Genomic DNA, 23215 nt, shown 5'->3' on the forward strand with positions numbered 1-23215 from the left:
TACCTGACTGAAACGACGGCATAGCGTCGTGAGCCTCAGATAGAGGAGGCAACGATGAGTACCTTTGCGTTGATTCACGGCGCAGGCGTAGGTGGCGGGTGGTTCTGGCATTTGGTGGAGGCTGAGCTGCGATCGCTCGGGCATACAACCGTGGCACCCACGCTGTGGAAGGGCGATGTCACGGAGACGTTGTCCGGGTACGCCGATGCGGTGGTCGATCTGTTCGATCCAGGGGACGAACTCTTCGTCGTTGCGCATTCCTTTGGCGGGTTCACTGCTCCCCTGGTTGCCGAACGCGTTCCCACCACGGGATTGATCTACGTGACGGCCATGGTCCCTCGGCCTGGTGAATCGCCGGACGACTGGTGGGTCAACACCGGCTACGAAGAGGCGGTCCGCATTCAAGCCGCGAGAGACGGCGGGCTGACCGGCTCCCCTGATCCAACGGTCGGCTACTACCACGACGTACCGAAAGAACTGGCCGAGCAGGCGCAGAGCAGGGAACCGAGCTCACCGTCCAATAGCGCGTACTACGACGGATGGCCGCTCGATGCTCATCCGGCCACGCCAACTCGATACATCGTCTGCACGGAGGACCGGCTGTTCCCCGCGGATTTCCAGCGCCAGCTGGCACACGATCGCCTCGGCATCACGCCGGAAGAACTCAAGAGCGGCCACTGCCCTGCCCTCAGTCGCCCCAAAGAACTCGCCGCGATGCTCACGCACGATTAGATCGGTGATCTCGCGAGCCTGCCCAGCCGGCGGCGGGACGCACCTGATCGACGGCCACTGACCTAATATTCGGCCGATACCGCCAAAAAGACCCGTCAGCGGGCGAAAAGCCGTGCAGCCGGCGCGCGAGTTCCAGGATGTACTCCGCGGCGCTCCACCTCGCCGGCCATCCTGGAGGCCCTTCAGCAGATGTCGACCAGCTCCTGGCCGGGCACTCGGTGTCGAGACAGGTGGCTTGGCTCCGACGTTGGCTGTGAAGAAGGGAGCTGTCATGAATGCCGTATTGCCCACCGTTGTCGATCGCGAGTCCTTCGAAGCTGAGTTGGAGAGTGTGCGCGCTCGGGAGAAGGCACATACCCGCGAAGGCGACGCGATCGCCGCAGCCCGGCGTCGGTTGCCGATGGTCGAGGTCGACGCCAAGGCCGAGCTGATCGGTCCCGACGGACCGACCACCCTCCTCGATGCGTTCGACGGTCGCGGACAACTCGTCGCGTACTACTTCATGTGGCACGCAGGTCAGCCCGCGGCCGACCAGTGCCAGGGCTGCACCTGGTGCAACACCCAGGTCGCCGAACTCGCCTACCTGCACTCGCGAGACATCACCTACGCGGTCTTTGCCCAGGGCCCGTACGACGAGAGCCGGCGCTACCACGACTTCATGGGCTGGACGATGCCCTGGTACTCCGCGCTCGGCTCCCTGGACACCCTGCTCGGCAACCGGCCGCACAACGTGATGTACCTGATCTGCTACGTCCGCGACGGCGATCGCGTCTTCGAGACCTACTGGTCGACCCTGCGCGGTGTCGAGGCGATGGACAACAGCTACGCGCTGATGGACCTCACCGTTTACGGCCGCCGGGAGCAATGGGAGGACTCACCCGCGGGCTGGCCGAAGGAATGGGAACCCGGTCGCCCCAAGATCCTGAACGGCCGCCCGATCGCCCAGTGGTCGCGGATCGAAGCCGGGCGCTCCGATGACCTCGGCAATGGTTAGCTCGTAGTCCGTCGCATTCTGCGGACCTGGCGGTCGGTGACTCGGCGGACCAAGGGGGCGAAGAGGGGCGCCAAGCCGGACAGGGCTGCCATGCCGGGGTCTGCGTAGATGGGGTAGCGTTCGCGTTCGATGGCGCGAAGGATGCCTTGGGCAACTTTATCGGCGGAGATGGGTTTGAGGGAGCCGCTGATCGCGGCGGTTTCGGCTGGCTTGTAGAGGTTTTCCTCGGCTAGCTGTGGAGTGTCTACGTCGGGCGGGAACACACAGCCGACATGTACTCCGGTCGGCGCCAGCTCGCAATGCCTCCATAAGGCCCCGTACGGCGAACTTCGCCGGCGCGTACGCCGTGTAGCCGAAGAACCCGAGCAGCGCAGTGCCCGACGACACCGCCACGATCGAGCCACGCCCCCGCGCGACCATGCCCGGGGCAACCAGCCGGATCGCCTGCAGGGTGCCGAAGTAGTCGACCTCCATCATCTGCCGGAAGACCTCGTCCCCCAGTTCCAGGAAGTGCCCCGGTCGCGCCAGACCGGCTGCGCTGACGAGGATGTCGCACGGGCCGCCCTCTGCGAAGAAGCCTTCGAAGGCGCTTCTCAGCGCCACCGGGTCTGACACGTCGACCGCCGCCGTACGGACAGTTCCCCCGAGGCCGAGGCCGAGGGCGAGCGCAGCCTGGTCGAGGCGGTCGGCGCCGCGAGCTACGAGAGAGACCGAGGCGCCGCCGGCGACCAGCAACCTTGCCGTGGCCAGGCCGATGCCGCTGGAACCGCCGGTCACGATCGCGTGGGCACCGCGCACCTTCGTCATGGCTGGAGCCTGCCACGAACAGCGGCTTGAAACAATCGCTCGAATCGAATGTGAACGAATGTGCGCAGCAGAAACACACAGTCGCCTTTCTCGCGAAAGAATCTGGGTAGTAATTACCCATGGTGGTTCACCGATCCTGCTTGCAGGACAGGGATCTGAGCGACAGATCGGTGCCGATGGCATCGGAGTGCACACTTAATCATTTGTTTAAGAAAATGCCCCGATGAACAACTTTATTATGTCTTGGAATTCCGTTCGCCTGGTGCTCTAATGACTGGGCGCGACGGGCCCGCCGCAGTCAGTCCCCATTCATACGACGGAGGAATGTCATGGAGAAGAAGGACGTCAAGCCCGAACCCCGCAAGGTTCTCGTGCGCAAGCTCGAGAAGCTGGAGACCACCGTTCTGATCATCACGGACCCCGGCTGCCGCAACGCGGCCTGCGGCTGATCGATGCGGTCGGGACGCGGCGAGCACCCGCGTCCCGACCGTCCGACCGGCCTGCCGACCCGCCGGCCTGATGGCCGCTGGCCTGATGCCCGATGGCCTGCCTGGCCGGAAGGCCTGCTCGCCTAACGGCGTGCTGGCAACTGCGGACCGATGAACGCCGACACGCCGGGGAACAACGGACCGATGAGCGGGAGAGGGGTGGGGATGTGAGGCGGGCGAGGGTTAAGGGGATTCATAAGCCGGTGCGGCTTGCGCCGACGCTGATCAGGATTGGTGGGGCGCAGGTTGGGATCGGGGCGGAGATCGATGACGAGGATGGGCTGATCTGGCGGTTGCTCGCGTTGATGGACGGCACGCGTGAACGCCCCGAGATCATCGCGGCACTCATCAAAGACTTCCCCGAGCTCACCGAGGAAGAAGCTTTCGATGCGCTGCAGACGATCATCGACGCCGGGTATGTCGAGGATGCCGCCGCCGAGCCGCCGGCGAATCTCAGCCGGGATGAGATCGAGCGGTACGACCGAGCCATCCGGTACTACGCGTGGGTCGACCTGACTCCGCGCTCTTCGCCGTACGAGGTCCAGGCGAAGCTCAAGGCGGCGAAAGTCGTCGTACTCGGTCTCGGCGGCACTGGATCGGCGGTCGCTTCCGCCCTGGTCGCAGCAGGAGTCGGCCGGGTGCACTGCGTCGACTTCGACACCGTCGAGGCCGGCAACCTGACCCGCCAGCTGCTCTACACCGAGGACGACATCGGCAAGCCGAAGGTCCCGGTCGCAGTGGACCGGCTGAGCCGGATCAATCCCTATACCGAGGTCACCGGCACCGAACTCCGGGTCGACTCCGCCGACGCGGTCGCCGCGCTGATGCAGGATGCCGACCTGTTGATGCTCTGCGCCGACCAGCCGATGTTCGTCATCCGCGAGTGGACCAACGAGGCCGCGCTCCGGACCGGTACGCCGTGGATGATCGCCCAGTACGCCGGTCCGATGGCCGTCGTCGGCCTCTATGTTCCGGGCGAAACCTGCTGCCCTGCTTGCCTTCCCAGCGTCGAGGACCGCCTGAAGGACAAGCACGGCACCGATCCCGAGGACCTGTTCCCCTTCGAGGGCCACGCGGTGATCGCACCGACCGCCAACCTGACCGGCCACATCGCCGCGCTGGACGCGGTCTATCACCTGGGCGGTATCCCCACCAGCACACGCGGCGGCATGTTCCACCTGAGCCTGACCGATCTGACCTACCACTACATCGTGCGACCGACCGCCGGGAAGAAATGCGACACCTGCGGCTGGGTCGGATGATCGCGCTCGACGCGGACAGTCGGCTCGCGGTCGGCCATCTGATCGTCCGGCAGGAGAACGAGGACGAGTACGTCGTCGGCGACCCGGCCACCGGCACCTTCGTCGTCGTTCCTGAAATCGGTGCGCGGCTCGTAGAACTGTTCATCGCCGGCCGAACAATCTCCGAAGCCGCCAAAGCCGTCGAGCGCGAGCTGGGCGAGCCGATCGACGCGCTCGACTTCGCCGAGGTCCTGGTCGAGGCCGGCATCATCACCGACCAGGGAGCAGACAGATCGCACGGGAAGGTCTGGTCGGTATCGAAGATCCCGGCCTGGGTGGTCCGGCCGCTGTTCGGCAAGGTGGCCTGGACGTTCTACGTCGGTTGCCTGCTCACCACGTTGTGGATGTTCGTCGCCGAGCCGTCGCTGCGCCCGACGTACGAGGACACGTTCGTCTTCCCGGATATCGCGGCCAGCCTGTTGCTGACCAACGTGGTCGTCGTACTGCTGACGATCCTGCACGAGATGTGGCATGCCTTCGCGGGTGCGGCGGTCGGCGTACCGTCGCAGTTGCGGCTGGAGCGGCGAGGAGTCTTCCCGGTCCTGGAGACGGATCTGTCCGGGTTGTGGGCGCTGCCGCCGTCCAAGCGGTACGGGCCGTTCCTTGCCGGAATGGGGATCGACAGCGTGATCTTGTTTGCCGCGGTCGCGCCGAGGTATGCCTGGTCGCACGGCTGGATCGACCTTCCGCCGGGCCTGATCCGGATCCTCGCGATGGTTGTGCTCAGCCAGGTCGCGAAGCTCGCGTTCCAGACACTGGCCTATCTGCGTACCGACATGTACCTCGTGATGGCGACCGCGACCGGTTGCAACAACCTGCACCAGGTCACCCGGCTGTCCCTCAAGCAACTGGTGCGCAAACTGAAGCCGGCCGAGGCGACCATCCTGCGCGACGCGAATCCCCGCGACCTCCGGGTGGCGCGCTGGTATCGCCTGCTCTACCTGGCCGGGCTGGTCTGGATGGTGTTCTTCGCCTTGCAGTTCGTGCTGCCGAGCGCGAAGGTAGCGCTGGGCTGGTCGCTCGGCATCCTGTTCGGTGCGCCGATTGCCAGTCTCTATTGGTGGGAAGGCGTTCTGCTGATCAGCTTCACGCTGCTGGATGTCGCGCTGCCGCTGATCGTCCTTGTCCGCAACAGGATCCGGGCCCGGAGGGCAGCCGCATGAGTCAACAGCTCTTGGCCAGGCCGCGGCGACTCGGTCTGATCATCGGCATCGTCGTCACGGTGCTCAGTGTGCTGACGATGTCGAGCCTGGCGTTCGGCGTACTGCTGAACCAGTTCAACGACAAGGCTGCCCTTCCCTGCAATCAGGTCCCCGGTACGCCGGAGCCGTTCGAGGGCAACAATCACATCGCCTACCAGGGCGCGCCACACGCCGCGTACAAGACGATGCCGCCGACGTCGGGACCGCATTCGCCACGCGTCGTCATCCCCGGGATCTACCGCGACCCGATCCCCGAGGAGCTGCAGGTGCACATCCTCGAACACGGTCACGTACTGATCCAGTACGCGCCGGACGTCTCGAAGGCCGATATCGAGAAGATCGAACGGATCGGTCGCCAACATCCCCGCGATGCCGTCGTCGCGCCGTACCCGAAACTCGGCCACGGCATCGCAGTCACCGGCTGGCAGCGGCTACAGCGTTTCGACTCGTACGACGAAGCGGCCGTCCTCGACTTCGTCACAAAGGTCGCCAACCGCTACAACCATCTCTGGCGCAACGGCGCAACCGACTGCCTCAGTCCTTGAGCCCGTTATTCCTCGACGAGTCGCACGGATTCCGCATGACGGCGAGCGAGGTCGTGGTAGACGGTGGCGTTGTAGTCGACGAAGAGCTTGGCGTTGCCGTCCAGCGGGATGATCTTCTTGGCCGGGCTGCCGAGCGCGACCGATTCGGGTGGGATCACCGCGCCGGGCGTGACGGTGGCGCCGGCCGCGACCAGGGTCCGCTCGCCGATCACCGCGCCGTCGAGGACGAGGGCGCCGTTGCCGATCAGCGCCTGTTCGCCGATCGTGCAGTCGTGCACCAGGCACTGGTGGCCGACGGTCGCGTTCTTGCCGACCTCGCAGACGCCGTCACCGACGTGGATCACCGAGTTGTCCTGGATGTTCGCCCCTTCCCGGATGATGATCCGGCCGAGGTCGGCGCGGATCACCACGCCGTACCAGATCGAGGCGCCCTTCTCGACGATCACGTCGCCGACCAGGGTGGCGGTCGGCGCGATCCAGGCTTCCGGGTGCACGGTGGGGCTGACGCCCTCGAAGGAATACAGCGGCATGTCAGGACACTAGCTTGACGTTGCGAACCAGTACTGCGCCCGCCAAGGTGACCGCCGCTGCCAGGGCGTAGAGGACCGGATATCCGCCGACGTACTTCACCACTGGGGCGGCGATCACGGGAGCGATCACCTGGGGCAAGGAGTTGGCGATGTTGATGACGCCGAGATCCTTGCCGCGGTCGCGTGCGTTCGGGAGTACTTCGGTCAGCAAGGCGAAGTCGACCGAGAGGTAGACGCCGAATCCGATCCCCAGGATCACCGCACCAGCCAGCGCGGCTGTCCAGGTCGGCCAGACGGCCAGGACGGCAGCGCCGACTGCCATCACGACACCGGCCCAGGTGACGAACACCTTCCGCCGGCCGATCCGGTCGGACCAGATTCCGGATCCGACAGCGGTCGCCAGGGTGAAGACGGAGTAGACCGCGGTGAGAATCAGTACGCCGTTGTCCGGGTCGCCGTAGTGGACCGCGTCCTGTAGGTAGAAGAACAGGTAGAGGGTGCCGAGCCCGTTGCCGACATTCAGCAAGAACCTCGTCAGCCAGGCCCAGGCGAAGTCCGGGTATCGCGTTGGACTGACCCAGAAGCCGGCGAGGAACTGCCGCCAGATCAGAGTCGGCCGTTCAGCCAGTCGTTGGTCGCCATGGCCCAGTAGGTAGGGGACGACGGAGACCACTAGGAACGCCGCGCACGCGAGGTAGCCCGCAGCGATGCCGCCCACTGCGGTCGCCAGGCCGACGCCGACCAACGCTCCCAGGGTCTGCGCCAGCGCGACCCATCCGCCGACCGCTCCGCGCTGCACTTTTGGAACCCGGTCCGGTACTGCGGCAGTGATCGCCGCGAGCAGTGCGTTGCAGAAAAGTTGCACTAGGCACCAACCGAGCAGCATCAGCCCGATCGCGCTCGCACCGGCCAGGATCAGCAATCCGGCTGCTCCGCCGAGCGCGCCGGCCAGCACCCAGGGCACTCGCCGACCCCACCGCGCCGTCGTACGGTCGGACAGCGCGCCGAAGAGCGGATTCGCAAGGACCGACACCGCGGCACCCACACCGGTCACCAGACCGAACACAAACTCTTTGTTGCCGGGAGCAATAGCATCGGACTGTTTCGCCAACAACACCTGAATCGGCCCCAACCAAGCCGCGAACACCCCCACATTCACAAGCACCACAGCCGAAGTCCACCTACCGCGGACCGCAACCACCGGCTCCGCAAGGGCAAGCGCTAGACCTGGCCGCGCCGCCGGAGCCGGCGGCGGCTCCGAGGTCGTCATCCTCGGCTCTTGGTGATGAGGTTGCGGTACCAGTGGTAGGAGGCTTTGGGGGTTCGGGCTTGGGTTTCGTAGTCGACGTGGATGAGGCCGAAGCGCTGGGAGTAGCCGACTGACCATTCGAAGTTGTCGAGGAGGGACCACTGGAAGTAGCCGCGGACGTCGACGCCGTCGTCCATCGCCTGGCGGAGCTCCCGCAGATACCCGTCCAGGTAGTCGATCCGGCGCTGGTCGGCGACCACCCCGTCGACCGGTCCGTGGTTGATCGCGCACCCGTTCTCGGTGATGTAGATCGGCGGCAGCTTCTCCCCGTACCGATCCTTCAACGTCCGGAGGATCTCACCGAAAGCTGACGGAACGATCGGCCAGCCGAAGTCGGTCTTCTCGTACTCCGGTATCGCCCGCGGCTCGAACGGGAGCCCGTCCGGGATCGGGATGCCGTCGGTCGCGGCGGTGTCCGGGTCGCCGGTCGGCGCACCCACCCGGGTCGGCGCGTAGTGGTTGAGCCCGAAGAAGTCGATCGGCGTCGAGATGATCTCGAGGTCCTCGGCCACCGGCCCCGGCATCGCCTCGCCGAGACCTTCGGGGTACCGGCCGAGCAGGATCGGATCGACGAACAGCCAGTTGATCAGGTTGTCGTACAACCCTGCTGCCTCGACATCCTCAGCGCTGTCGCTGGCCGCCCAGGTCGGTGCGTGGTTGGTCGCGATCCCGATCTCGGCCGCACCCCCGGCCCGCAACGCCTGTACGGCGCGACCGTGGGCGAGCAGCTGGTGATGAGCCACCGGGAGCGCCTCGAACCCGAGCTGCTTACCCGGCGCGTGCCCACCCACGGCGTACCCGATCAGCGTGAGCACCATCGGCTCGTTGATGGTGATCCACAGCGGCACCCGGTCCGCGAACTTCGAAGCGAGGATCGACGCATAATCGGCAAACCGCGAGGTGATGTCGCGGTCCAGCCAGCCGCCCGCGTCCTCGAGCGGCTGCGGCGTGTCCCAGTGGTAGAGCGTCGGCGCGGGCGTGATCCCGGCCGCGAGCAGCTCGTCGATCAGCCGGTCGTAAAACGCCAGCCCCTCGGCGTTCGCCGGCCCCTTGCCGGTCGGCTGGATCCGCGGCCAGGCGAACGAGAACCGGTAGAAGTCCACGCCCAGCTCGCGCATCAGCGCGACGTCCTCGGCGTACCGGTGGAAGTGGTCGCAGGCCACCGCACCGGTGTCGCCGTTCAGGACCCGGCCCGGCTCGGCGCAGAACGTGTCCCAGGTCGAGGGCCCGCGACCACCTTCGGTCACGGCACCCTCGATCTGGTACGCCGACGTCGAGACCCCCCATTTGAAGTCCGGGCCGAAGTTCGGCAACTCAGCTGTCATTCGCATCATCCTCATCGTCGGCGGCTTTCGGGGTGGTGTCCTGCGGCCGCGGCGGCTCTACCTTGCGGACGATCACCGCGGTGCCGTAGGCGGCGACCTCGCTCATCGTCTGGGCGATCTCGTTGCAGTCGAAGCGCATCGCCAGGATCGCGTTGGCGCCCATCTGCTGGGCCATCTGGCACATCCGCATCACGGCGACGTGCCGCGACTCGGCCAGCATCTGGGTGTACTCCGGCACCTCGCCACCGCCGAGCGACCGGAAGCTCGCGGTGAAGTTCGAGCCGAAGTCGCGGCTCCGCACGGTCAGCCCGAAGACCTCGCCGAACACCTTCTCGGCCGTGAAGCCTGGCAGGTCGTTCATGGTCGAGACCAGCACCGGGTACGGCGAGCCCTGCGGAGCCACGTGCGGCACGTTCTGCTGCTGCGGCGCCGGCGCGTAACCGCCGGGCGCCTGGCCGTAGCCCGGTTGCCCGTAGCCCTGCGGCGGCGGGCCTTGCTGATAACCGGGCTGCGGCGCGTACCCGGGCGGCGGCGGGCGGTATCCCGGCTGCTGCGGCGGATAAGGCTGGTTGGGGTTCGGGGGAAAGTTCTGGTTCATACCGAGCATCTTTCCAGCCCACCGGTCATCATTGGCGGAAGACCTGCAGCTCGTACAGCGAGTATCCGTACGACGTCGTCCGATGCTGCCCGGTCACCCGCACATAGCGCGCCTGGGTCGCCCCGAAGCGAGCCACATCCTTGCCACCGTCCCCGTTGCTGGTGGCAAAGACCTGCTGCCAGCTCACGTTGTCCCGGGAGACCTCGATCTTGTACGCCGTGGCGTAGGCGGCCTCCCATTGGAGGGTCACCCGCCGGATGGACTGCTCGCTTCCGAGGTCCACCTTCAGCCACTGCGGGTCGGACCAGTCGCTGGCCCACCGGGTCCCGGTGTCGCCGTCGACCGCGTTCTTCGCCGGCGAGTTGAAGATCCCCGTTTCGGCACTGCTCGCGGTCGCCGTCTTCCCCTGCGCCAGGTTGCTGACGTCGTCACCACGCCGGGCCGGGAACTCGACCACCTGCTGGTACGTCGGCCGGTTGACCCACGCCATCCGGTCCTGGGTGATGCCACCCATCGGCTGGTGCACGATCTGGTCGGCACAGAACTGGTCACCGGCCGCGCAGTCCGCCGTGGCCGGGTACGTCGTTGCGGCCGGCACCTTGGTTGCTTCCAGCAACGAGTCGGTGAGCACCGACCGACAGCCCGCCAGCGATCCATTGCCGCAGTACGTCACAGGCTGGGCGGTCTTCACCGGGTCGCCCAGCACCTTGCGGAGATCGCGCTGGACGAAGCCCCACCAGCCGCTCTGGAACGCGGATCCCTGCGGGCTCGGCCGCTCGTCGATCTTCAGCGTGCTGACGAGGGAGTTGTAGAGATCCGGCCCGAGGCCCGGCTGGAACTCCGCCGGGACCAGGATCGGCCACCAGGCGTCGAGGATGCGGATGGCGTCTGCGTGGTCGTAGGTCTTGGACGCTTCGTTCGGCGTCTTCCGGTGTGCACCCGCCGCTTGCCAGGCCTGCAGCTTGGCAACCGCGTCGGCGACGGCCGGATCGGTGATCGGCGCGCTCTTCAGCACTCGGAGCAGATAAGGAAGTACTTCGTCGCCGCGCAGATCGACGGTCGCCGCGCTCTCCATCGCCTCGACCAGCTTGCCGCGGGTGAACTTCTGGCCGGACGAGATGACCGACTTGATCCGGTCGTCAAGCGGCTGGCTGCGGTAGACGGAGTTGTAGGCGAAGTTGCCGTCAGCCGCGGAGAAGCCGGGCGCCTGCTTGTTGTTCCAGCTGGTCAGGTAGTCCTGGTTGACCACTTGCGGATGCTGGGCAGGGGGCGTGTACGTCGCGCGGTTGGTGACCGGGTTCCAGCCCTGCCATTCGTACTGCTGGTAACCCCAGGTCGGCAGGTTCGGATCGGCACCGGCCGGGCGGACCGGGTTGTCACCGGAGTTGAAGTACGCGATGTCGGTCTTGTCCGTGTAGAACCAGTTGAACGTGTAGCCGATGTTGGTCGCAGCCGCCTTGAAGTCGGTCGAGTTGTGAATCCGGTCCGGGTCGTTCAGCTGCATGAACCCGAGCGCCGAGCCCGCCTCGTTGCCGTACGTCGAACGGTTGATGGTGAACAGCACCGGTTTGCCGGCGACCGTGCCGCGATGGGTGACGATGCCAAGTTTGGTGCGCTGAGCAACCAAGGTGTAGGAGCCGGCCGGTTCGGAGGAACCGAGGCTGGAGTACCAGGCGTTGTGGCGTTCGAGTTTCTCGATCGGCAGACATTGGCCGCGGAACACGTAGTACGTAGAGGTCTTGGTCGGGGTGTTGCCATCCGGCTCACAGAGCGGTACGGCGTACGTGTCGGTGATGTCCTGGCCGGCCGACGTGGCGCTCCATGAGTAGTCGGCGCCGTGGCCGATCAGGGTGTAGAAGTTCAGCCCGGCGAAAGCGATGCCGCGGGAGCTGACGCCCGGACCTTGGAGTTCTTGGCGGAGCAGCAGTTGCGGAGCGAAGTACGAGGTCTGTGGTCCGAAGACCGCGATCGGGTTGCCGCTCTGGGTGTTCTGGCCGGAGACCAGTAGGGCGTTCGACATTCCCTTGGGACCGAAGCCTTCGGGGAAGACGCCGCCGTTGAAGATGCCCTTCAGAGAGTCCTTGCCCTGGGTCTTGTTCGGCGGCTTGACGCTGTCGCTGCTCTTCGGGGCGACCTTGGCCTTGGCGGCCGAGCCGGTCTGGTCGACGACCTCCGGTTCAGGCGTCACCGAGCCACGGTCGGGCATTGCGCGACCAGCTGGATTCGCGGGCGTGGTTCCGTAAGGAAAGGTCGTTCCGTTGTGCACGGTGGTGGGGGCCTCGGGATCGTTCTGCGAGCGGAACGACTCCCAGACCTTGGTCCCCTGCGCCACGCCGTACTTCGCCTGTGCCTCCAGCAACGCGAGCGCCGAGGCCATCTCGCCGCCACCACCGTTGCCGAAGATGCCGGCCACCACCGCTGCCGTGGCGACGACGTCGGTGACCTTCCACGGTTGGGGTGTGGGCAGACCGAGGGCGACGTACTCACCGGGGTACGCGATGCCGACCGTGTTGATGTAGTAGTTGACGCCGTCGACCCAGGCCTGGATGTCCTTCTGCATCTTGAGCCCGTCGGCGCCGTAGAGCTCATCCGCGTCGTCGAACTGCCGTTGCAGATCGGCCTCGGTGTACGGCGCGGTCCGCCAGAACTGCTGCTCGAATTCGCGGTTCGCCGCCGCGCCACCCGCGAACGGGGTGAGCTGGCCGCGACCGAGGTGCCGGAAGACGTCCATCACGAAGAGGCGGTCCTGCGCACCGGCGTACCCGGCGCCGAACATCGTGCCCTCACGGGTGGTGCCGGTGATGTGCGGGATGCCGCGCGATTTGTCGCGGACGATTGTGACGTCCGCTCGGGGACTGTAGGTGCTCGCGACGTCGCCTGACTTCACTCCGAACGACGAGTCGTCGTAGTACGGATCGAGGCCGTCGTCGGTGATGCCCTGGGAGTTCCAGACCAGCCGCTCGTACGGTTTGAGGGTGTCGCTGAAGTGGGCGGGACGGGTCCCGAATCCCTTGAAAAGAATGAGATCCGTGAAGGTGGCGTTGCCGTTCTGGCCGGGCGGCACGATGTCCGCGCACCGTCCGGCGCAGTAGTCGGTAGGCGGCGCCGCGGCTGCTGCGGCCGGTTTGGCCTGACTTGGGGTGGTCAGGCCGAGGGCCAGTACGGCACCGATCGCCGCGATGGCGGTCGTCGTTCGGAATCCAGCCGTGCGGAGAGTTGGGCGGCGCGTCACGGGGTCCTCCCTGGGGGTTCGTCGAAAGGAGACGGCAGGGAACGTCTGGACCGACGATGACTCACCAGTAGCTTTTGGTCAAGAGTCTTGGACACTTGACCTGGAAGTCGTAGTGTGGCAGCTCAGAGGGCAGCGTTGGCGAGAGGAGTCGGATGGCACGGGTAGCCGCGGAGGTCCGGCGGGGCGAGCTGATCCAGGCGGCGATCCAGGTGGCGACCCGGGAGGGGTTGGCCGCCACCACGACCCGCCGGATCGCCCAGGAGCTGGGGATCTCGGTCGGCATCGTGCACTACTGCTTCCGGTCCAAGGAGGAGCTGCTGCACGAGGTGATCCGGGTGATCACCGAGGCGCAGATCGTCGCTGCCCGGGAAGCGATCGTGCCCGGTGCCGACGTCGCGTCGAGTGTGCGGAACGCGTTCCTCGGGTTCTGGCAGCTGGTCGAGGCGACGCCGGATGCACAGCTGCTGACGTACGAGCTGACCAGCTGGGCGTTGCGGAACGCGGAGACCGAGCCACTCGCGCGCGAGCAGCGGGCGAGTCAACTGGCCGGGATCGAGCAGATCCTCGACGAGGTCTCCATCGCAACCGGCGTCCGCTGGGCCCTTCCGACCGATCGGCTGGCCCGGATGACGCTGGCGATCACCGACGGGGTGACGCTCGGCTGGCTGGTCGATCGCGACACGGCGTCCGCAGTACAGGCGCTGGAGACGTTCGCCGATCAATTGCTTGCTTCAGCGGTCTGAACTTCCGAACCCGGCGAGTTTGATCAGATCTCTCGCCAGCGTCCGGTATCCGGGTCTAGGGTGATTTCCACCATGGGCGCTCACGAGAGATATGGGCTGACTGAGGTCGTCAACGCCAGAGGGACGTTCACGCCGCTGGGTGTGTCGCGGAGTTCGGCCGGCGTGGCCGCCGCGGTGGCGGAGGCACTGCCCGAATTCTTCGTGATGGACGAGCTGGCCGACCGGGCCGGCCGCGCGCTCGCCGCCGCGACCGGCGCCGAGGCCGGTGCGGTGACGCACTGCACGGCCGCATCGATCACGCTGGCCGTCGCGGCCGCGATGGCCGGTACCGATCCGCACCGGATCGAATCGTTGCCGGACGCAACGGACATGCACAATCGGGTGGTGCTGCCGGCCGGTCATGTGGTGAGCTATGGGCAATCGATCACGCAGGCCATTCGGCTTTCCGGCGCTTCCGTAATTCTCGCCGGGTCAGCCGAAACCCGTTGTACTGCAGAGGATCTGGACGACGCGTTGTCGGTCGACGACGTGACGTGTTTGTTGCTGGTGTCGTCGCGATTGGTCCACGGCGAGCCTGTTGATCTGCTGGCCGCGGTGAAGGCCGCGCATCGGCGAGGCGTCCCCGCGATCATCGACGGCGCCGCTCAGTTCCCACGCACCGCGGATCTGCTGGCCACCGGCGCCGACCTCGTCCTGGTCAGCGGGCAGAAGTACCTGGCTTCACCGACCGCGGGGCTGGTGGTCGGCAGCCGCCGACTGGTTCAGGCCGTGCGGGCGCAGGAGAACGGCATCGGTCGGGCGATGAAGGCAACGAAGGAGGCCATCGTCGGAGTGCTTGCTGCTCTCGAGGAGTGGCAGGCGATGGACCGGGCCAAATGGGAAGCCGACCAGGCAGCGAAGGTCAGTTCGTTCGCCCGCCGCGCCTGCTTGATTCCGGGTGTGGCCGCCGAGGTGCTGGCCGACCCCACTGACCTGCCGCTGTCCCGAGTCCTTCTTTCGGTTGCTGATGGCATCGATTCCGCACAACTGGTCGCCGACCTGCGGGCCGGTTCGCCGTCGATCCACGTCCTCACCGAGGGCCGCCAGCTGATCCTCGAACTTGTGCCGCTCGAGGACGACGAACTCACCGTCATCCTCGAGCGACTTGCCACCATCGTCGCGCGGCTAAGGGGTTAGTCCGTAGACGTGGGTGATCCGTTGGCTGAGCGATCCGCCGGCGGCATCGGTGGCGGTGATCCTGAGGTCCGCCGACTTGGCCGTCGGCGGATTGGTCACGGTCGTCGTGTACTTGTCGTGCCCGAGAGCCCTTAATTTCAAGGGGTTCCAGTGCATCCCGTCGTACGAGATCTCCAGCTTGGCGCCGGTGATGGCCGAGGTCGGTGACCCCGTCTGGTGCCGCAGCCCGAAGTCGATCCGGATCGGTTTGCCGGCGGGGACCGTGCCGGTCGCCGTCGCTGCGGGGACGTCGAGGTCGGGAACGATCATCGGCATCAGCTCCTCGGCTCCCCCGGCCGACCGGAACTTCCAGACCGAGCTGATCGCGGTGGAGTTCTGCCACCACTTGGTCGCCCGGGATGAATCCAGGGTGATCTCGTACTCCGCTGCCTCCTGCGGTACGTCGAACGGGTACGCCGTGGTGTCGATCGTTCCGACCTCGACCCCGTTCCGGCGGACCGTCAGCTGATGGGTGCCGCTCGGGAAGTTGTACGGCCACTCGAACAGATCGGGTCCGTGCATGAAGGGCGCGATCGCCACCGTCAATTCGCCACCGGTCCGGCTGACGTAGCTGTCGCCGAGTCCGAGACCCTTGAGATCAGGCAGACCTGCCGTTGCGACGGGCGCGAAGAAGCGTTGCCTTATTTGCTGTCCAGGCCGGTAGCTGGCCGGAATTGAGAGCCATTCTGCAGAGCCATCACTGCCGTCTGTGAAGACATCCACCAATTGGTTCCACTTCACGTCACCTGCCAGCACGTAGTCCTTGCGCCTGAGCGGTGCCTCCCAGGCTTGGTGATACCAAAGGCCCGCGATGCTGGTCCCCTCGGTCCGGCCGTACCTGGTCTCCTGGAAACGCGTCCCCGCATCGGGGGCACCGAGGGTCAGGTCGATCAGGGCGAAGTCCCGCTGCGCCGAGGAGTAGACCGGATGCTGCGGGATCGCACCGGACCAGGCCTTCAGCTGCTCGTAGACGACCGGGCTCGATGCGACTCCCGTGACCTTGATCCTTACCGGTCCGTGCGCGAGCTGCCGTAGTACGGCATCTGCTGCCACTCTCGTGGTGGTGAAGACAGCCTGCTCCAGATCCTCGATGCCGTAGATGTTGCGCATCACGCCGGGAGTCGCCGGATCGAACATCATCACCCCCGCCGCACCTGCATCGACGGCACGCTTGACCTGTTCCTCCAGCTGCTGATCGGGTGCCGCACGGACGATCGCCAGCTTGCCCTTCACACCGTCGAGTTGCGCGGGCACCGCCGTACCGGCATCAAAGGCGGCGAGCGTTTTGACTCCGGTGAAGCGAGGCCCGAGGAAGAAGTCATCCACCGGCAGCGCGGTGCCACCAACGACCTGCGCCTTGTACGGCGGTACGTGGAGCCGGCCGCCGAAGCCGAAGTCCAGCGTTCCGTGCGTCACCGGCTTCGTCGGGCTGACCGTCAGTTCCCAATGGTCGGACCGGGCGTCGATGCCGGCACCACTGATTGTGCTGCCGTCGGACGCCTTCCGGGTCAGGTCGAGATCATTGCTCTCCGGGCGGAGGTCGCCGTGCCCTCGCACCGAACGCGCGACCGGCACCGTCTTGCGGGCATCGAACACGATCTCCAGATCGCTGCCGACGGTGAACTCGGGTTCGATCATGACCGCGTCGGTGTCCGGCGTCTGGTCGGTCGCCGGCGTCTCGACCGCGGTGCCGAGGGAGTAGGTTCCGGGCGGCAGTTCCAGGTCGAGATGTCCGTTGCGGAGAGCCTCGAAGATCCCGTTGCCGCCGTCGGTCCTGCCGCCCATCACCAGGCCGTCGAACGGTTTGCCGGCGCTGTCGAGGCCAGTGACACTGACCTTGAAGAGTTCCGGCTTGCGCTGCCATCGGAAGCCGGTGACCAGCGGATCGCCGGTGCCTGGGGTCGCGACGATCCGACCGGTGAAGAGACCCTCGGTGGCGTCCTCGTTCGCTGTGATCGGGACAGTCACCTGCCCATCCGCTGGTACGACGATTGTCGGCGTTCCCGGAGTCGGCGCAGGACCGGCGGTGTCCATCGTGGCGGTGATCTTCAGGTCGATCGGGGTGTCGCCGGAGTTGCGGTAGGTGATTGCTTTGGTCGGGTGCGGAGGTGGGGTTGGAGCGTTCGACGTACCGAAGTCCAGTACTGCGGTGTCGGCGGTCAATGCGGTGTCGGTGCCCTGATCCGCGTCCACCCGGCCGAGGCCTTGCTCCGACAGGGTGCTGTTGGCTTGCGGGTCAGCGGTGGCCATCAGCTGGGTCTTGAGTTGGGCGGCATTCCAGTCCGGGTGCTCACCGGCGAGGAGGGCCGCCGTACCGGCGACGTGGGGTGTGGCCATCGACGTACCGGACAGGGCGGTGTAGTTGTCGTCGACCGGGTCGCCGATCGTCGTACCGGCTGCGCGCGCGGCGACGATGCCTTCGCCGGGCGCGGAGATCTCCGGTTTGATTGCCTGGTCTCCTTCGCGTGGGCCGCGGCACGAGCTGTCGCTGACGGAGCCGTCGTGGGCCAGGTTGCCGACGGCGAGGGCTGCATCGGCGGCCGCCGGTGACGAGACCGTCTCCGGCTGCGGGAAGCGGCAGTTGCCTGCAGCAACGACGAAGAGGGCGCCGGACTGCGCGCTCAGGGTGTCGAGCGCCTGGGAGACCGGATCGGTGCCATCGGTCGGTCCGCCGCCGAGGCTGAGGTTGACCACCTTGGCGCCCTGGGCAACGGCCCACTCCATCCCGGCGATCACGCCCGACTCCGAGCCGAAGCCTTCGTCGTCGAGCACCTTGCCGTTGAGGAGGCTTGCGTCCGGGGCGACGCCGCGGTACTTGCCGCCGGAGGCCGCGCCGGTACCGGCCAGGATGCCGGCGACGTGGGTGCCGTGGCCGACATGGTCGGTGACCTCGGGGCTATCGCTGAAGCTCTGCTGCGCGATCACCCGGCCGGTCAGATCGGGGTGGGTCGCGTCGATGCCGGTGTCTAGGACGGCAACTTTCACACCCTTGCCGGTCAGGCCACGCTTCCAGGCTTCCGGAGCGCCGATCTGCGGGACGCTCTGGTCGGTGACCGCGCGGATCCGGTGGTCGAGCCGGATCTGTTTGATCGTCGCGTCGGCGGTTGTCTTCCAGAACTTGCCGGCCGACTTGTCGACCTCGACGGCTCGGGCGCCGATGCTCGGCAGGGCCTTGCTGGTCTTCGCGCCTTGCGGCTTGGCTTGTACTGCGCGGGTCCTTGCGAGCGTCGTACCGCCTGCGTAGGTGACGATGACCGGCAGGGTTCGCGAATGCGCGTCGTCGTAGCCGGCGGCGAGCAAGGTGGTGACGTCGAACAGATCCTTGTCGAGGCGGCCGGTCGCGATCTGAGCCGCGACGCCGGGTGGCAGAGCGTAGACGTGGTCCCCGTTCCGCAGTACGGAGGCAGCGCCGGAGCGACTGCCCTTGCCTGGGACGAAGCTCACCTGGTCGGGTTGGCCTTGTTGCTGCACCACCTTGACCTGATCGCCGGTGAGCAGGGTGATCGTCTTTGGCAGCTTTGGTTTGGTGGCGGTTGGTTTCGGAATCGGTGCCGATGCCGGTGGTGTGGCGGTGGCGCCGGTGATCGGCGCGAAGACCAAGGCACCGGCGACCGTGATGGCGGACAGCGCAGACAGCCGCACGATGGAGCTCCCCTCCTGGACGGTTCTGGTACTAAGACGTCCGGGAAGGCGAAACGCGGCAACAGAAAGACCCCCGGCAAATTTGCCGGGGGTCTTTCAGTGTTCAGTGTCAGCGGACTTCGAAGGTCCTGCCGTTGCCGCGGTCGGAACGGCCCTTGTAGCCACCGCCGCCACCGCTGCGGCCTTCGTAGCCACGACCCGACGGGCGGCTTCCGCCACCGCCGAACCGCTTGCCACCCTTGTTGAAGCCACCGCCGCCACGCTGCGGCTTCGGGGCGGGCAGCTTGACCGGGTAACCGGACGGCTTGGTGCCGCCGGTCAGCTCCGCGACGTTCTCGTCGCCCGGGCGGACCCGGACCGGCTCGGTGACGACGCCGGCCGACTCGGCCAGCCGCATCATCCCGCGCCGCTGGTGCGGCAGAACGAGGGTGACAACAGCACCCTTGCCGCCTGCGCGCGCCGTACGGCCCGCACGGTGCAGGTAGTCCTTGTGGTCCGCCGCCGGGTCAGCCTGTACGACGAGGCCGACGTCGTCGACGTGGATGCCGCGGGCAGCGACGTCCGTGGCGACCAGCACCGGGACCGAACCGTCCTTGAACTGGTCCAGCGTGCGGTTCCGGGCACCCTGGGTCAGGCCGCCGTGCAGCGCCGCCGCCATCACGCCCCGGTCGCGCAGCTGGGTGGCGACGCGGTCGGCGCCCAGCTTGGTGCGGACGAAGACGATGGTCCGGCCGTCGCGGCTGGCCAGCTCGGCCGTCAGCGACTGCTTGTGGGCCGGCTCGATGACGAGCAGGTGGTGCTCCATGGTGGAGACCGAGGCCTGGCCGGACTCGGTCGAGTGCGTGACCGGGTCCTTCAGGTAGGTCTTCACGATGGTGTCGACGTCGTTGTCCAGCGTCGCCGAGAACAGCAGCCGCTGGCCGGTCGTCGGGGTCATGTCGAGCAGCGTGGTGACGGCGGGCATGAAGCCCATGTCGCACATGTGGTCGGCCTCGTCGAGGACCGCGACCTCGACCGCACCGAGATCGGCAGCGCCCTGCTCACACAGGTCGATCAGCCGGCCGGGGGTCGCGATCAGCAGGTCGACACCGCGACGCAGCGACTCGATCTGCTTCGGGTACGGCAGGCCGCCCGCGATCAGCTTGATCGAGACACCCATCACGTGGGCCAGCGGCTCGAGCGCGTCGTGCACCTGCATCGCCAGCTCACGGGTCGGCACCAGCACCATGCCGCGCGGACGGCGCGACTCGGTGTGGCCACCGGCCAGCCGCATCAGCGTCGGCAGGCCGAACCCGAGGGTCTTGCCGGAACCGGTCTGACCACGGCCGAGCACGTCCTTGCCGGCCAGCGCGTCCGGGATGGTCGCTTCCTGGATCGGGAACGGCGCGGTGATGCCGTCACGAGCCAGTCGCTGGACGAGCCGGGGTGCGATGCCGATCGCGGAGAACCCGTTGCCCTCGGCTACTTCACCGAGGTCTTCCGGCAGCTCGACCCGCTCCGGGCGAACCCGCTCGTAGTCACGGTCGGGGTCCCGCTGGAATCCACGGTCGTTCCGGTCGTTGCCGCGGTAGTTGCTACGTTCCGGGCGGTCGTTGCTCCGCGGGTAGCTGCTGCCGCGCTCGTTGTTGCCCTGGTAGCTGCTGCGCGCGGGACGGTCGTCGCTCCGCTGGTAGCTGCTGCTGCGTTCCGGGCGGTCGTTGCTGCCCTGGTAGCCGCCGCTGCGCTCCGGGCGGTCTCCGCCGCCCTGGTAGCTGCTGCGCTCCGGGCGGTCGGAGCTACGGGGATAGCTCGTGCGCTCGGGACGGTCGTTGCTGCGCGGGTAGCTGCTGCCGCGCTCGTTGTTGCCCTGGTAGCCGCCGGTGCGCTCCGGACGGTCCGAGCTCCGCGGGTAGCTCGTGCTGCGTTCCGGACGGTCGAAACCGCGGCCGTCCCGGTCGGCCGGGCGGTCGAAGCCCCGGCTGTCGCGGTCGGTCCGCTGCCCGAACGACGGCTTGCTGTACGAGTTGCCCTGGTACGAGCTCTTCGGGTACGACGTGCTCTCGGTGCGGGCCGGACGCTCGGTGCGCTCCGCGGCACGGTAACCCCGCACCGGGCGATCGCCCCGGTTGTCGCTGCTCCGGTTGTCGCTGCCCCGACGGTCGTTGTCGCGGCGATCCGGGCCGCGGCTGCCGCGGTCGGAGTACTGGCTGGGTCCGCCCCGGCGCTCGACCTGGGCAGGCTTCTCCACCCGGGCCGAACTGCGCTCGGTACCGGGGGTGCTGGGTGCGTCCAGCTCGGCGGCCATCCGCTCGCCGTACGACTGGGTCTGGAACTTCTTGTGCCGCGGCTTCTTCGCCCGGTCAGCGGCCTCGTTGCCGTCGGCGGGCACAAACTGGTCCTGGTAGTGCTGGGACACGCAATCTCTCTCTCAACGTCACGGCTCAATGCCGCATCGGAGCCGCACGGAGTGTCCGACCATCAAAAATGGCCGGATCTGTCGTGCAAGGCAGGAGATAAGGCATCGACCTGCGGGTGCTATCGCGTTGCACCCATGTCGCCGGGGAATCATCAGCGGGTTGCTGAAACCGACGGGTCGGAGCGCCTGGGAAATGCTCTGGTGACGCGACTCGCGCACCGACGCCGAAAAGTATACCCGACCTAACCCCCACCCCTTGACCACCCCCCCAGGCAGCGCGAACCAACCCACCCCCAAACACCCCCCCTCGACCCCCCAAAGCGAGCGCAGGCCCCCCCCCCCCACCCCCCCCGCGGCGGCGCCCCCCCCCCCCTCTCCACCGGGGGTGGTTGCTGTGAGGTGGGTGAGGAGAGTTGCTGCGACTCGTCGTACGAAGTTCAGACCGGCTGAGCCGTCTATGAGGTTGAAGATTAGGAGGCCGGTGGGGCGTAGTACGCGGGAGCATTCGGTGGTGAACTCGGCGGTGACGAGGTTGGCGGGGACTGCCTCGTGGACGAAGGCGTCGACGATGACGACGTCGACGGAATCCGGGTAGATGTCGGCGATGCCGGCGCGGCCGGTGACCGGGCGGACCTTGATCCCGGCGCGTTTCGGCAGCGGCAGCGCCTCGCGGACGAAGTCGGTCAGGTCCTCGTCCGGTTCCAGCACGATCTGCCGCGACCGCGGTCGCGTCGCCGCGACGTACCGGGCCAGCGTGAGACCCGCCCCACCGATATGCAGCACCGAGATCGGCTGCCGGCGCGCCGCCACCGCATCGAGCACGTCCCCGATCCGGCGCACGTACTCGAAGGACAGATGGGTCGGATCGGCGAGATCCACCTGCGACTGCAGGGAGCCGTCGACCCGCAGTACGAAGGTCCCGTCGGCCTCGGCCTCGACCGTCGCGACCCCACTACCGACCTTGCGCTCCATGCCCCGAGCCTACGGAGCCCGAGCCTGCGGGAACCTACTGGCCTTCGCGACGGACGTCACTGGTGGTGAGGATCACTGGACCCGGCGTCGGCTTCGGGCGTGCGACTTGCTAGCGTCCGAAGGCAAGTCCGTCGAAAACCTCTGAGGAGCGATGTCGTGAGCACTACACCCGTGAAGGTCGCCGTCACCGGCGCCGCCGGCCAGATCGGCTACAGCCTGCTGTTCCGCATCGCCAGCGGTGCCCTGCTCGGGCCGGACACCCCGGTCCAGCTGCGGCTGCTGGAGATCACGCCGGCGCTGAAGGCACTCGAGGGTGTCGTGATGGAGCTCGAGGACAGCGCGTTCCCGACGCTGGCCGGGATCGAGATCGGCGACGACGCGAACACCATCTTCGACGGTGCGAACGTGGCCCTGCTGGTCGGCGCCCGCCCGCGGACCAAGGGGATGGAGCGCGGTGACCTGCTCGAGGCCAACGGCGCGATCTTCACGGTCCAGGGCAAGGCGCTGAACGACCACGCCGCCGACGACATCCGGATCACCGTGACCGGCAACCCGGCCAACACCAACGCGCTGATCGCGAAGAGCAACGCACCGGACATCCCGGCCGAGCGCTTCACCGCGCTGACCCGGCTGGACCACAACCGCGCGCTGGCGCAGCTGGCCAAGAAGACCGGCACGCACGTGACCGATCTGAAGAAGCTGACGATCTGGGGTAACCACAGCGCCACGCAGTACCCGGACATCTTCCACGCCGAGGTGGCCGGCAAGAACGCCGCCGAGGTCGTCAACGACCAAGCCTGGATCGAGAACGACTTCCTGCCGACCGTGCAGAAGCGCGGCGCGGCGATCATCGAGGCCCGCGGCGCATCGTCGGCCGCCTCGGCCGCGGCTGCCACGATCGACCACACCCGCGACTGGCTGCGCGGCTCGGCCGACGGCGACTGGCTGTCGATGGCGGTCGTCTCGGACGGCTCGTACGGCGTACCGGAGGGTCTCATCTCGTCGTTCCCGGTGACCACCAAGGACGGCAACTGGGAGATCGTCCAGGGCCTGGAGATCAACGACTTCTCCCGCGGCAAGATCGACGCCAGCACCAAGGAGCTCGGCGAGGAGCGCGACGCAGTCAAGGCCCTCAACCTGCTCGGCTGACACCAAATGAAACGCCCGGCCAGGAGAATCCTGGCT

At 67.1% G+C, this 23215-nt stretch carries 17 protein-coding genes; 8 read left to right on the top strand and 9 right to left on the bottom strand.

All coding sequences use genetic code 11. The features are described from left to right. The first annotated feature begins 54 nt into the window (after positions 1-54). Both ABZ004_RS28070 and ABZ004_RS28075 read left to right on the top strand, forming a co-directional pair. Positions 55-732, top strand: coding sequence for an alpha/beta hydrolase (locus ABZ004_RS28070; RefSeq protein WP_355684062.1), 678 nt, complete (start codon positions 55-57; stop codon positions 730-732). Positions 733-1003: 271 nt separating this feature from the next. Further along, positions 1004-1726 carry a DUF899 family protein gene (locus ABZ004_RS28075; protein ID WP_355684063.1) on the top strand — a complete coding sequence of 241 codons (723 nt, stop codon included), beginning with the start codon at positions 1004-1006 and terminating at the stop codon, positions 1724-1726. 156 nt (positions 1727-1882) lie between these two features. On the opposite strand, the gene ABZ004_RS28080 is transcribed toward ABZ004_RS28075, so the two are convergent. Next, positions 1883-2533 carry an SDR family NAD(P)-dependent oxidoreductase gene (locus tag ABZ004_RS28080; RefSeq protein WP_355684064.1) on the bottom strand — a complete coding sequence of 217 codons (651 nt, stop codon included), beginning with the start codon at positions 2531-2533 and terminating at the stop codon, positions 1883-1885. Between the two features lie 691 nt (positions 2534-3224). Here ABZ004_RS28080 and ABZ004_RS28085 point away from each other — a divergent pair. From ABZ004_RS28085 to ABZ004_RS28095, 3 genes are read left to right on the top strand one after another with little or no spacing between them, the layout of a single operon-like run. Continuing rightward, complete coding sequence (locus ABZ004_RS28085) at positions 3225-4283, top strand: ThiF family adenylyltransferase (protein WP_355684065.1); 1059 nt, start codon at positions 3225-3227, stop codon at positions 4281-4283. Next, entirely contained in the window at positions 4280-5485 is a 1206-nt protein-coding gene (locus tag ABZ004_RS28090; protein WP_355684066.1) for a hypothetical protein, read from the top strand. The genes ABZ004_RS28085 and ABZ004_RS28090 overlap by 4 nt, the downstream gene beginning before the upstream one ends. After that, a complete protein-coding gene (locus tag ABZ004_RS28095) occupies positions 5482-6069 on the top strand; it encodes a DUF3105 domain-containing protein (RefSeq protein WP_355684067.1) in 588 nt (195 codons plus the stop codon). The genes ABZ004_RS28090 and ABZ004_RS28095 overlap by 4 nt, the downstream gene beginning before the upstream one ends. Before the next feature lie 5 nt (positions 6070-6074). On the opposite strand, the gene ABZ004_RS28100 is transcribed toward ABZ004_RS28095, so the two are convergent. The 5 genes from ABZ004_RS28100 to ABZ004_RS28120 all read right to left on the bottom strand — a co-directional run bounded on the left by ABZ004_RS28100 (position 6075) and on the right by ABZ004_RS28120 (position 13063). Continuing rightward, positions 6075-6599 (bottom strand): gamma carbonic anhydrase family protein, encoded by a 525-nt coding sequence (locus ABZ004_RS28100; protein ID WP_355684068.1) that lies wholly within the window; start codon positions 6597-6599, stop codon positions 6075-6077. Position 6600: 1 nt separating this feature from the next. Then, the gene (locus ABZ004_RS28105; RefSeq protein WP_355684069.1) at positions 6601-7665 is read right to left on the bottom strand and encodes an MFS transporter; all 1065 of its coding nucleotides are present in this window, start codon (positions 7663-7665) and stop codon (positions 6601-6603) included. Positions 7666-7865: 200 nt separating this feature from the next. Then, entirely contained in the window at positions 7866-9233 is a 1368-nt protein-coding gene (locus ABZ004_RS28110) for a GH1 family beta-glucosidase (RefSeq protein WP_355684070.1), read from the bottom strand. Then, positions 9223-9831 (bottom strand): heavy metal-binding domain-containing protein, encoded by a 609-nt coding sequence (locus ABZ004_RS28115; protein WP_355684071.1) that lies wholly within the window; start codon positions 9829-9831, stop codon positions 9223-9225. The genes ABZ004_RS28110 and ABZ004_RS28115 overlap by 11 nt, the downstream gene beginning before the upstream one ends. Before the next feature lie 28 nt (positions 9832-9859). Continuing rightward, complete coding sequence (locus tag ABZ004_RS28120) at positions 9860-13063, bottom strand: penicillin acylase family protein (RefSeq protein WP_355684072.1); 3204 nt, start codon at positions 13061-13063, stop codon at positions 9860-9862. A 152-nt stretch (positions 13064-13215) separates the two neighbouring features. Between ABZ004_RS28120 and ABZ004_RS28125 the strand changes: the two genes are divergently transcribed. Together ABZ004_RS28125 and ABZ004_RS28130 are read left to right on the top strand one after the other, a co-directional pair. Further along, complete coding sequence (locus tag ABZ004_RS28125; RefSeq protein ID WP_355684073.1) at positions 13216-13806, top strand: TetR family transcriptional regulator; 591 nt, start codon at positions 13216-13218, stop codon at positions 13804-13806. Between the two features lie 72 nt (positions 13807-13878). After that, positions 13879-14982 (top strand): aminotransferase class V-fold PLP-dependent enzyme, encoded by a 1104-nt coding sequence (locus ABZ004_RS28130; RefSeq protein ID WP_355684074.1) that lies wholly within the window; start codon positions 13879-13881, stop codon positions 14980-14982. Here ABZ004_RS28130 and ABZ004_RS28135 read toward each other — a convergent pair. From ABZ004_RS28135 to ABZ004_RS28145, 3 genes are all read right to left on the bottom strand, one after another. After that, positions 14971-18663, bottom strand: coding sequence for a S8 family serine peptidase (locus ABZ004_RS28135; RefSeq protein ID WP_355684075.1), 3693 nt, complete (start codon positions 18661-18663; stop codon positions 14971-14973). The two genes, ABZ004_RS28130 and ABZ004_RS28135, sit on opposite strands and share 12 nt — an antisense overlap. 109 nt (positions 18664-18772) lie before the next feature. Further along, on the bottom strand, positions 18773-21058 hold the full coding sequence (locus ABZ004_RS28140) for a DEAD/DEAH box helicase (RefSeq protein WP_355684076.1): 2286 nt from the start codon (positions 21056-21058) through the stop codon (positions 18773-18775). Between the two features lie 18 nt (positions 21059-21076). After that, entirely contained in the window at positions 21077-22030 is a 954-nt protein-coding gene (locus ABZ004_RS28145) for a fused MFS/spermidine synthase (RefSeq protein WP_355684077.1), read from the bottom strand. A gap of 156 nt (positions 22031-22186) precedes the next feature. Here ABZ004_RS28145 and ABZ004_RS28150 point away from each other — a divergent pair, with 156 nt between their 5' ends. Then, positions 22187-23179, top strand: a complete 993-nt coding sequence (locus ABZ004_RS28150; protein WP_355684078.1) for a malate dehydrogenase — start codon at positions 22187-22189, stop codon at positions 23177-23179. Positions 23180-23215 lie beyond the last annotated feature (36 nt).

Source organism: Kribbella sp. NPDC006257 (assembly GCF_040613535.1).
In the GTDB taxonomy this organism is placed as follows: domain Bacteria; phylum Actinomycetota; class Actinomycetes; order Propionibacteriales; family Kribbellaceae; genus Kribbella.